Source organism: Ureibacillus sp. FSL W8-0352, from assembly GCF_038004345.1.
In the GTDB taxonomy this organism is placed as follows: Bacteria; Bacillota; Bacilli; order Bacillales_A; family Planococcaceae; genus Ureibacillus; species Ureibacillus thermosphaericus.
In genome coordinates this window covers 2,981,439-2,993,621 of record NZ_JBBOQT010000001.1, presented here as the reverse complement: position 1 = coordinate 2,993,621, position 12,183 = coordinate 2,981,439, and the positions used below count along the sequence as shown (strand labels likewise).

At 36.3% G+C, this 12,183-nt stretch carries 10 protein-coding genes; all 10 read right to left on the bottom strand.

Annotated elements, in window-relative coordinates:
* Positions 1–292 precede the first annotated feature (292 nt).
* Positions 293–436, bottom strand: a complete 144-nt coding sequence (locus tag NST98_RS15130) for a hypothetical protein (protein ID WP_340714232.1) — start codon at positions 434–436, stop codon at positions 293–295.
* Between the two features lie 462 nt (positions 437–898).
* Positions 899–3,082, bottom strand: coding sequence for a DNA topoisomerase III (locus NST98_RS15125; RefSeq protein WP_340715454.1), 2,184 nt, complete (start codon positions 3,080–3,082; stop codon positions 899–901).
* A 128-nt stretch (positions 3,083–3,210) separates the two neighbouring features.
* Complete coding sequence (locus tag NST98_RS15120; RefSeq protein WP_340715453.1) at positions 3,211–4,077, bottom strand: glycosyltransferase family 8 protein; 867 nt, start codon at positions 4,075–4,077, stop codon at positions 3,211–3,213.
* A 174-nt stretch (positions 4,078–4,251) separates the two neighbouring features.
* On the bottom strand, positions 4,252–4,899 hold the full coding sequence (locus tag NST98_RS15115) for a DUF1541 domain-containing protein (protein ID WP_340715452.1): 648 nt from the start codon (positions 4,897–4,899) through the stop codon (positions 4,252–4,254).
* Positions 4,900–5,233: 334 nt separating this feature from the next.
* Complete coding sequence (locus tag NST98_RS15110) at positions 5,234–7,663, bottom strand: heavy metal translocating P-type ATPase (protein ID WP_340715451.1); 2,430 nt, start codon at positions 7,661–7,663, stop codon at positions 5,234–5,236.
* Positions 7,664–7,758: 95 nt separating this feature from the next.
* Complete coding sequence (copZ, locus tag NST98_RS15105; RefSeq protein WP_340715450.1) at positions 7,759–7,965, bottom strand: copper chaperone CopZ; 207 nt, start codon at positions 7,963–7,965, stop codon at positions 7,759–7,761.
* A 19-nt stretch (positions 7,966–7,984) separates the two neighbouring features.
* Complete coding sequence (locus NST98_RS15100; protein WP_016837352.1) at positions 7,985–8,302, bottom strand: metal-sensitive transcriptional regulator; 318 nt, start codon at positions 8,300–8,302, stop codon at positions 7,985–7,987.
* Between the two features lie 138 nt (positions 8,303–8,440).
* Positions 8,441–9,568 carry a Ger(x)C family spore germination protein gene (locus NST98_RS15095; protein WP_340709507.1) on the bottom strand — a complete coding sequence of 376 codons (1,128 nt, stop codon included), beginning with the start codon at positions 9,566–9,568 and terminating at the stop codon, positions 8,441–8,443.
* Entirely contained in the window at positions 9,540–10,658 is a 1,119-nt protein-coding gene (locus NST98_RS15090) for a GerAB/ArcD/ProY family transporter (protein WP_096550250.1), read from the bottom strand. The genes NST98_RS15095 and NST98_RS15090 overlap by 29 nt, the downstream gene beginning before the upstream one ends.
* Positions 10,655–11,998 (bottom strand): spore germination protein, encoded by a 1,344-nt coding sequence (locus NST98_RS15085; RefSeq protein ID WP_340715449.1) that lies wholly within the window; start codon positions 11,996–11,998, stop codon positions 10,655–10,657. The genes NST98_RS15090 and NST98_RS15085 overlap by 4 nt, the downstream gene beginning before the upstream one ends.
* Positions 11,999–12,183: the final 185 nt, after the last annotated feature.

Sequence of the window (12,183 nt, the reverse complement as noted above, 5' to 3'; positions counted from 1 at the left end):
AATATAAAAAAGTTGTTCCATCATCGAAACGATCTGCTACGGCTCAAGTCGCTATGATAATCACCAAAATAAAAAATTGGGTTATCATATACTATTTAGTACAGCGACGACAACAGCAGAGGAGCTTCTTGGACTAATCATTTGCCCAAGTACGATGTTTATTAATGGAGCAAGTTTCAGTCTCTTTTTGAGTTTCTTCATATTTAAAGATGCTATAAATCGAGTAGGAGGGAGTGATTAGCTCCCGTCCTCTCACACCACCGTACGTACGGTTCCGTATACGGCGGTTCAATTAAGATAATTGACGCAAGTTTTCATAACTTCCGTGAATAGCTGTTCTCTTTATGCCAGTGGTCACTCCACCCTCCAAGAGGACTCCCACGGGATTCACCGCTTCCTTCCTCAAGTGAGGTACTATGTTTTCTGTGTTCATCATGACTCACTGAATGCCAAGGGCTATTCTCTCTTAATTGTTCGGTCCTTCTTAGTAGTTCTAAACCAACTAATACTATGACCTCTGCTGACTTCTGACGGTTCAGCTACTTATCACTAAGTAGGTTATGAAGCGTACTTCACCTATCCGCCAGACCTCCCCGGGTAAGTACATGCACTTTCACACCATCTATCCGCCTCATTTACTCGATATGACCTTCGACAGAAAGAGCTTTGTTTTGTTTCGCAAACTCACTCAATCATACCTAGCCTTATATGAGGTTCGTGTTCCTCGGACCGGTGTTTTGCCTCCAGCTTCCTTCAGATTCCGCGTCACCACGGACACCCTTGCTCTTGGCTAACCTCTACTTCTGTCTTCGGGGTTCGGGACTTACACCCTATAGTTCATGTACATGCCGGGCGCACAAAGAAACTAGGCAGCATCTTATCTGCCTAGTTCTTCTATTTAATCTAATTTTAATTTCTTTAATGCTTCCGCAAGAGCGTTATTAATCGGTTCTTTTTCGTCTTCTTTCTTCAAATATTTTTGCAGAGTGCGCTTATCCACTTTACCATTCGTTTGTTGTTTTCGTTTTTCTTGGAACGTGGACCATTTTTCTCGGAATCCGCATTGACATACAAGAATTTGGCCCTCTCCTTCTCCTCGCAATTCCAGCTTCTTATGGCAATTCGGACAACGAACATTCGTGAAGCGAGAAATGCTTTTTCGATAACCGCATTGTCGATCTTGGCAAACGAGCATTTTCCCTTTTTTTCCGTTCACTTCTAACATTGGCTTTCCACATTCAGGACAGTTTTTTGTTGAAAGATTGTCATGTTTGTATTTTTTATCGCTCGATTTGATTTCTCCAACAATTTCTTTTGTATACTGCTTCATTTCGTTGATGAACGTTTCTTTTTTCATTTTGCCTTTCGCAATTTGTTCCAACTTCATCTCCCACTCAGCAGTTAGAGCTGGAGATTTTAAATCTTCTGGCACTAAATCTAAGAGTTGACGCCCTTTTGAAGTTATATAAATTTCTTTTCCGCCCCGTTTTTCAATTAAGAAACTATTGAATAATTTTTCGATAATATCCGCGCGGGTCGCTACCGTACCAAGTCCGCCGGTAGATTTTAAAGTATCCGCAAGCTTTCGATTGCTCGACTCTAAATACTTTGTCGGATTTTCCATCGCAGAAAGCAATGTGGCTTCGGTAAATCTTGCAGGTGGTTTTGTTTGTCCTTGGGTCATTTGAATACTCGTAATCGTTAGTGTATCCCCTTTTTCCATTTGCGGTAAAATTTGCTCATGTACATCCTCTTCATCTTCTTCAACAAAATCATTTGCATATACTTTTTTCCATCCAGGTGTTAGTATATTTTTTCCTTTTGCAATAAATGTTTCGTCCCCAATTTTTGCGTTAATTGTAAGCTGTACGTATTCGGTTGGAGGAAGGAGTACTGCCAAAAATCGTTTTACAACTAAATCGTAAATTTTTCGCTCTTTATCGGAAAAAGAAGAAAGATTGACGTTCTGTTCTGTCGGGATAATGGCATGATGATCGCTCACTTTACTGTTATCCACAAAAGATTTATTAACTTTGATTGGCTTTTTTAATATTTCATGGGCAAGTTGTCGATATTCCCCTACACCACATGCTTTAAGTCTTTCAGGAATGGTAGCTACGATATCGGATGAAAGATATCGCGAATCCGTTCTTGGATACGTTAATACTTTATGATGCTCATATAGCTTTTGCATAATATTCAACGTTTCTTTTGCGGAAAAACCGAAAATTTTATTAGCATCCCGCTGCAATTCTGTTAAATCATAGAGGCTAGGAGCGTAAGATTTTTTCGTCTTTTTCTCGATGTTTGTAACGACAGCATGTTTGTTGCTTAATTTTTGGATGATTGATTCGATTTTTTCTTTGTGGAAACTTTGAGTGTTTCCTTTTGCATCTTTCCATGTTAGCTTCACTTTGTCGCTAGTCGCTTGTATTCCATAATAATTTTTCGGTACGAAGTTTTTGATTTCTTCTTCACGAGCAGCAATAATGGCAAGCGTCGGTGTCTGCACCCGTCCGCAGTTTAGTTGGGCGTTGTATTTTGTCGTAAGAGCACGGGTAGCGTTTAATCCGATATACCAGTCTGCTTCTGAACGGGCAACCGCTGAGGCATATAAGTTCTCATATTGCTTACCAGGCTTTAAATTTTTAAAGCCTTCCTTAATGGCTTTATCTGTCACCGATGAAATCCAAAGACGCTTGATGGGTTTACGAACTTTCGCTTTTTCAATAATCCAGCGAGCAACTAACTCCCCTTCTCGTCCGGCATCGGTTGCAATAATGATTTCCTTTACATCTTTTCGAAGCAGTTGATTTTTCACCACTTGAAATTGTTTTGCGGTTTGCTTAATGACCGAAAGTTTCATTTGTTCTGGCAACATTGGTAAATCTTCCAGTTTCCATGTTTTATATTTCACATCGTAACTCTCAGGGTCTGCAAGGGTTACTAAATGACCAAGAGCCCAAGTAACGATATATTGATTCCCCTCTAAAAATCCATTTCCGCTTTTTTTGCAATTGAGCACTCGAGCAATATCACGAGCTACTGATGGTTTTTCGGCTAATACTACACTTTTTGCCATAGGTTACATCCTTTCGTCAGTCATAGGATAACTATAGCATATCTCGTCTCTCCATTCATTTTCGAGCCAACTATTGTATTTCCATTTTCACTATGCTTCATGGATAACTGTTACAATACGATTGCCACTTAATATACTTTTCCACTAGTAGATTCAGCTTTCCAATCTTCCAATGCTAAAATTGTGTCTTTCGTTATTTTCTCGTAATGTTTATATAATGAATAAAATTTCCCGCTGTAATTTTTCCTCCATGGTTTCTTTTTCCCACAGAAATGTAGGATAACTGTATGATTCATGACATAATCCATATCTACTTTACCATTACTTTTTAGCTTATAAATGTTATAAAATCTAGCATCATAATTGTACTTTACTTCGTCAATCCCTTTAATTTTCTTGGAATAAAGGGCGTTCATAATATCTTGGTCAGGCATAATAAGCTTAGAATGATATTTTTTTACAAAATTAAATATATCCTTTTCATCAATAACTTCCCGTTGCAATGCTAAGTTCATTAATAAAACGCCAGAGTTATAATACGCTTCCAAATCAAATGGATTGAATCGTATTTTATTAATTTCTACTATTGGCATTGTTCGATGATCTGCTGCTGCATAAAGATATCCTTCCAAATCAAGCTCATACAGTTCTCTGATTGGATTAATCACTAATATATCTGGATCTAAATAAAGTATACGGTCAATTGTTTGCGGCAAAAATTTATGGGCAAGTAATCGATAATACATCGTTTTCGTATAGTGCAAAAGAGTTGGGGCTTCGCTAAACAACTCTTCATCAATTTGAATAGGATGAAATTCATGACCTTCGCTCGCAATAAAAACTTCTAATGATTCTAGTTGTTGAGCAGATATTGAAGAATGGACAAGATAAATGGAGAAAGGCTCTTTTGGATTGTTCATAAACAGTGATTTTAACATTATTTTTAAAGGATAAAGATAATTGGAATCAACCGTGACAAGAATATTCTTCTTCATGGCTTTCATTCCTTTATATAAGTGTTAATAAGAATATCTTAATAAAAAAATCTGCTTATTAACAAATAATAGAAACAAAGCAACGTTCATAAACAATAAAAAACACACCTTTTGAGCTCTAATGCAAAATGGTGTGTTTTGATTGTTTCATTTTCGGATTCATATTATCAATATTTATTTTGCTGGAGATAATTCGCTTTCTTTGAGCCATTGATAATTTTTTACAGGCTCTCCTTCTTTATCGATATAATCTACCATATAAACTACCGTTTCTTCAACGGTATCAATGACTCCTTCCGCTCCTTTCATCCCCTCTTCTCTGTCAGCTTCAATAATGACTTTAGATCCAACATCTAATTTTTTTTCACCAAGTGGCTGGATTTCTTCTCGAACAAACCATTTTTCGTTTTCTTCCAGTTCTTCCTCGTGTGTCGATACATAAGAAATGGAATATACTGTTGTTTCATAGGCTCCGACAATGGTTCCTTCTGATCCTTGCATATCATCATCATGAGCTGCATTGATGATGACTTTATCTCCTATTTTATATTTCGGGTTTTTAGCTTCTTTTAATCCTTCCGGTATTTTTCCCCAAGTAGCATGCGATACATCGGCATGACTCTCTACACCATCCATGTTTGGCCCAACTACTTTATCTCCGTCTGCTTGATTGTTTGTTACGATATTGTCAGCTGAATCGTTATCCGTGTATTGAGCTGGATTTTCTGAATTTTCCATAGAGATGTTTTCATCTTTTTTTCCACATGCAGTTAAAGAAAAAACGCAAAGTGCTGCTGTGAGTATTAGAAGCTGCTTTTTCATTGGAATTCCTCCTATTAGTGATGAAGTTTCTCTGGCAGACTCCACATTTGTTATATTTACAGCATTTGCATTTCATAGGGATTTATGCGTTGAAGTTAAATCGGAAGTTGCAAGTATTTTATTCAAAGTCGTCAAATTTTTCCCGAAACTTGCGAGGTAACGATAATTTTTGAAAAAGGGGACGCCGGAAAAGTCATTTGAGACGAACACTTGAAACGAGGATAATGGAAACTAGTTTCGACAACCACAGGAGCAAAGATTTTTAAAAAATCAAGATTATCAAGACATAAGGGTGTCTAGGAAATTGTCGACTTTCTAGACACCCCTCATAACGCTATGAATTTAGTTTTACTCGCTGCAATCGTAATGCATTCAATACCACCGAAACCGAGCTGAAGGCCATCGCTGCACCGGCAACCCATGGTGCAAGGAATCCTGCCGCTGCAATCGGAATACCTAGCGTATTATAGGCAAAGGCCCAGAATAAATTTTGCTTAATGTTTCGCATTGTTTTATGACTCATCAAAATTGCATCCGCAATGCTATTTAAATCGCCGCGCATTAACGTAATATCCGCTGCCGCTATTGCTATGTCTGTTCCGGTACCAATCGCCATTCCGATATCTGCAACAGCTAAAGCAGGAGCATCGTTAATGCCATCTCCGACCATTGCGACCTTTTTTCCTTCATTCTGCAATTTTTTAATTTCTTCTGCTTTCTGTTCTGGAAGCACTTCAGCGATTACTTGATCGATGCCAACTTCCTCTCCAATTGCTTTCGCCGTTCGTTCATTATCTCCTGTCAACATAATCACTTCAATGTCCATTTCTTTTAGTCGTTGAATTGCTCGTTTTGACGTATCTTTCACCGTATCGCTGACAGCAACCAACCCTGTATACTTGCCGTCAATGCTCACTAACATAGCGGTTTTTCCTTTTTGCTCAAACTGTTCCATAAGAGGTAAAACGTCCGCTATCTCCACATGATTGTTTTGCATTAACCTTCTAGTTCCGATGAGCACTTCTTTTCCATCGACGCTTCCTTTAACACCCATGCCAGGAATTGCTTCAAATGCTTGAACTTCTCGAAAGGCAATTCCCTTCTTTTCAATCCCCTTCACAATAGCTTGGGCTAAAGGATGTTCTGATTGCTTTTCAATAGAACCAATTAAGGAAAGAAAAGTTTCTTCATCTTCACCTTCTGCCAAGGAAAAATCCGTTAATTCTGGTTCACCTTTTGTAACAGTCCCTGTTTTATCCACTACGACCGTATCAATATGGTGAGCCTGTTCAAGATACTCTCCACCTTTAAATAAAATCCCGAACTCTGCAGCTCTTCCCGTACCAGCCATAATAGATGTCGGTGTTGCAAGACCTAGTGCACAAGGACAAGCAATGACTAAAACGGAAATCATTGCTTCTAATGCCGGTGTCACTTCCCCCGGTGTAATAATGAAAATCCAAGCTATAAAAGTTATAATCGCAATACCTACTACAATCGGGACAAAAATGCCAGATATTCGATCGGCAAGTCGTTGAATTGGAGCTTTTGATCCTTGAGCAGCTTCTACAATTTTTATAATTTGAGCAAGTGCTGTGTCGCGCCCAACTTTTGTGGCTTTTATTTTCATGAAACCATTTTTATTAATAGTTGAACCGTATACAATGGAACCAACTGTTTTATCTACTGGAATGCTTTCGCCTGTTAACATCGATTCGTCTACAGCCGTTATTCCTTCAATCACTTCGCCGTCTACAGGAATTTTCTCTCCTGGTTTTACGAAAATAATATCACCAACAACCACTTCTTCTAGAGGAATTTCCTTTTCCACACCATCCCTTAAAACAAGGGCAGTTTTTGCTTGTAACCCCATCAGTTTCTTAATCGCTTCTGATGAACGTCCTTTCGCTTTCGCTTCAAATAATTTCCCTAAAAGAATTAATGTAATTAATACTGCGCTTGTTTCAAAATAAAGTTCAGGGTGCATATGAGTACCAAATGTTTTCAGTGTTTGATATAAACTGTAAAAATATGCGGCGGACGTACCGAGCACAACAAGAACGTCCATATTGGCACTGCCGTTCTTTAATGCTTTATATGCACCAACATAAAACTGCCATCCAATGATAAATTGCACTGGGGTAGCAAACGCCAATTGTACCCACGGATTCATTAAAAACTTAGGCATATAGATGAAAGAAGTAAACGGAAAATGCCCTACCATTGTCCATAATAATGGTAAAGAAAAGATAGCAGCAATGATGAATTTACTCTTTTGCTTGTATATTTCTTGAGCGCGATAATCCAGCTCTTCTTGATCATTTTCTTTTACGTGGGCGCCATAACCTAATTTTTCAATCCGCTGAATAATATCTGAAAGGCTGACTTCAGAAGGATGAAATTCGACCGTCGCATTTTCTAAAGCAAGATTGACCGTAGCATTTGAAATGCCAGACATTTTATTAAGCCCTTTTTCAATGCGATTGGCACATGCCGCACAAGTCATTCCTGTAATGACGAGTTCCTTTTTCTCTTTTACAACGCCATAACCTAAATCTTCAATTTTCTTTTCCAATTCTTTTACACTAATCTTGTTTGGATCAAAATGAATCGTTGATTTTTCTAATGCCAAGTTGACATGGGCATTCTCAACCCCGGGCATTTTCTTTAATCCTCTTTCAATGCGATTAGCACAAGCTGCACAAGTCATTCCTGTTATTTGCAGCGATGTTTCTTTTACATTAGGGTTTTGTTCTTGATTCATTACGAGGTTCACCTCTTGTGTATACCTTTATAGGGTATATTAAATGGAAGAAGAAAAGTGCTTTATTTGAAAAGCACTTAACCTTATTTCGTTTATTATTCCACATCGTAACCTTGTTCATCGATTGTTTCTTTAATTTGCTCGATTGTTACTTTTGACTGATCAAAAGTTACATTTACTTCGCCAGCTGCTAAATTCACTTTTACCTCTTGTACACCATCTAAAGCACCAACGCTTCCTTCAACGGCTTTTACACAGTGATTGCAAGACATTCCTTTTACCTGTAATGTAACGTTTTCCATCACGTTTCCTCCCTCAAATTTATTTGCGCATCAACTTTTGAATCGTTATCACCAATTCATCGATGATTTCCGAATCTCCTTCTGCTAATCGATCGACAACACATCCTTTAATGTGTCCTTCTAATAAGATTTTGGCGACGCTATTTAAAGCCGATTGAGTAGCAGCAATTTGCGTAATCACATCATCACAATATACATCCCGTTCAATCATACCTTTAATGCCACGAATTTGTCCTTCAATTCGATTCAAACGGGTGATTAAATCCTTTTTTACATGTTCTGGATGGTGGCTCTTTCGGTGAGAACAATGCTCTTCATTTAGATTTTCCAGTTTCATCTACCTCCAATCCTTAAACTCATTATACTATACGGTGGTATGGTATGCAATTAATTAGAAGAAAGAAAAAAGATCTAATATGGAATTGTTTTTTCCAACTCGATCTTTTTCCACGACTTTCCACTATACTGGTTCAATTTATTGAATGCTACCTGTACTTTTCAAATTTGACTTCACAACGACTTCTACATCTGCGTTTTTATATGCTTCTAGCCATTCCTCGTGAGTCATTCGATTTTTAGGCAAAGTATGAGCATAATATTTTAAACCGAAACCGAACGGGTCATATCCTTCCCTTTTCATCTCATGAATAAATTCTGATACTTTTTCCTTCATTTCCTCATCTAACATTTTGCTATATCTTGATAATTCTTTACTGCTTAATGTATTCTTTGATTCTGTGATCATCCCTGCTAATTTCATTTCGATCTTTATGGAAGCTTTATTATTTTCTACATTTACATTGTATTTTGACTTGATGGAGTCAATTCTAGAAACAAAATATTCACCTTCTCTTTTTACAGCAAAGAATATCGTCTTTGCATTCATAGAAAGTGTTTTAAAAAGTAAAGTTTTGTCGGTATCTAATTCGTATGGAGGCCGATTATCTGCCAGTACTATTGATTTATTAATAATAAAATGTGTTTTCGGTTCGTTCATTTCAACAATCGGTAAAATTGGATCAATTCCTTCTTCTTTTAACCTTCTTCGAAAATCAAATAAAAAAGTGGAGATAATGTATGAACTTTCTGCTCCGTTATTGTCAAAATAATTGAAGATGGTTGGTTGTAATGCTGTTTCCCCTGCAGGTAAAAATTTAATAATCTCTTCAGCATTAGGTCTACCCACTGCAAAATAAGAAATCATTTGAATATCAGGTCTTCGTATGAGAAAATCCAATATTTCCTTATAATTATCATTTTGAAGTATTTTCTCCCCAACCACAATTAGCTTCGAGTGGCCAAAATCCAATTCTTTATCTAAATGAGATTCCAATATCGAAATCGTTTCTGCCAACGTCTTACCGTTTTTTGAAAGATATGTGTACTCAGGCGTTGGATTTTGTCTAAACGAACTCGTTGGAACATAAAGCTTTAAGATGATTTTGTATGGTTTTTCAGGATCATCGGTCTCATCAATCCCAATCATCGAAACAAACACCATTTTATCTATATCTTTGAATTCTCCGCAACCTGTGAGGACGACTAGGAATGGAATCGTTATTAGGATGAATAATTTAACTTTCATTCGCTTTTTTATTAGCACCTTTCATCCTCCTAATGATATAGATAAATAAAAAAATCATAGCAAAGAAATTGACAACAGCTATGTTGAAGAAGTATTTGGAGTATTGAAACAACTGATACTCTGTTAATGATACGATTATATAGAGAGAACTAACGGTGAAAAAGACAATCAAAATGATATAACCGATATTTATTCCTTTAAATTTCATTTTTTCTAATTTGAAAATATACTTGAATAACTCGACCGCTACATGCCAGTGAATCAAGATACTTAAAAAAGCCATTGATAAATAAAGAAGTAAAAAAACATATACTAGACGTTCTATTACAAAATATCTCATTCTCATGGAGTCGCTCGTAGCAATCCATGGATAAATAAGCTCACCAACTGTCTCCGAACCATGAAAACCGATTGGTATAAAATAAGTCGTAAAAGTGGTTGCAATGGCGATAAAAACAAGTACAATGATTTGTTTTAAACCAAAGTTTTGTTTTTGGGTAAAGAAACGGTTAAAAATCACGAGATTCACTACGCCAAGAAATAAAAATATACTTGAAGAAACTGCATGTATATTGGGTGCTTGCACAACATGTAACATTGCTTCCCTAATAAAATCCCAATTTAAATTTTTGCTTGTATATGCTTTGATAATAATAAAAATAATGATAGGAAAATTAATTACAAAAACGATTTCGATGGTGTATAACACTCGATCGGTTTTCATAAAACATCCAAATATAATAGATAAAATTAAGGTTAACCCAATAAGCATAATTGGTATATCAGGAGTTAAATACCGTATAAGCAAAAAAGAGTAAGTAATTAATGTGCTTATCCCTGCAATAAACCACATAACTGCCATAAAAAATAATAATGGATAGTAAAACCATTTAGATGTCGTTTGTACCAACAGTTCCGGAAATGTCTTCCCTGGGAAGGCATTAAAAAATTTCGTATAAACAATCACAATTACTAGCCCTAATATGATACCGACAATTAAAGACAATACAGCTCCATCGTTTCGATACCGCAAAAGAATGGTAGGAACAGCTGAAATAATATTTGCAATCATATTAATCATGACTAAATAATAATAAAATCGACTCAAGCCTGTCCCTCCGAATCCTGATTACCTTTTCGGTAGTTATAAAACCTTAAATACGGTTCCCCAAAGCTTGTCAAATTTACTAGATACATAATGAAACATAAAAAACCTAATGTGAGGCCAGCTAATCCAAAAATACTCGCAATCACAATTAAAATTAATCGTACGATGCGTATTGCAAACGCCATTTCATTAACAGGAATGACGAAGGTCGAGATTGCAACTGCCGATACGATAATGACCATGATATTAGAAGCAAGGGCCGCTTCCGTTACAGCTGTTCCTAAAATAAGACCTCCAACCGTTGCTGCCGTTGCACTAATCGCCTTCGGAAGTCGAATACTCGCCTCGAGTAACAGTTCCATAAAAAAAAGCATAAATAATACTTCTACAAAGGAAGTAAATGGAACTCCCATTCTGCTTCCTGCGATGGTCAACATTAATTCTGTTCGAAATACCTCTGGTGAAAAGGACACAGCGCCTATATAAATTCCTGGAAGTAAAATACATACGAATATACCAATATAACGCAGCAATTTTAAATAATATGAAATCGCTAATGTGTGGTAATTATCTTCCATGGTTGTCATAAAATCGAAAAATACGACAGGCGCAATCATTGATTGAGGGCTACCGTCTACCAACAATATCACTTTCCCACCAGCAAGGTTGTAAACAATTCGGTCTGGTCGTTCTGTTAGTAACATTTTAGGAAATAAGGAATACCGTTGATCATTTAATAAAGTATTGAATTGAGGTGCCTCTGTAATGACTTGCATATCAATTTTCTCTAATTTTTCCCTGATACTTTCCAATGCCTTTCGTTTTACTTTTTTATCATCATAAATTAGCGCCATTTTTGGCTTATTTACTTCACCTTTTTCGAAATATTCAATCATTAAAGACGGTTGATGATACGAAGAACGTATCACATTAATATTGGTCATCAAGTTATCACTTAATGCCAATTCAGATCCATGGATGGTTGTTTCAACAGAAGTAGAATTGACATCACTATTTTTTGATAACTTGAAATCAAGGGAATATAAATTGTCTTGAATTTCAATAAGTACATTCCCTTCCATCACAAAATAAAGTGCTTTTTCTTTTGAAGGGACTTCTTGAAATTGAGGTAATGCAAATAAGTAAAGGTTAAATTGTTCTTGTGTCGGCAATTCAAAAAATGGATTAATAATGTATTTTTGATATAATTCTTGGTCAATTAGCGATTTAATAAATAATACTGTAATTTGTTTATGTTCTAACTCTAACTTCTTTTGTATCAAATCATTTTTATCTTCAAATTGACTGGCAATCCATGAAAGATTTACTTTTGAAGACATTGGTATAATCTCCAATCTTCTATAGTATGAAGCAGTATATATTTTAGAATATCCAGTTCACATACTTGCTAACCGTAAATTTATGAAAACGATTTATGCTCTTTACACACAAAAAGGATAAAAATTAGTGATGAATTGAAAAAATAAAAACACCTGTAAATCTTATTCACAAAGAATTACAGGTG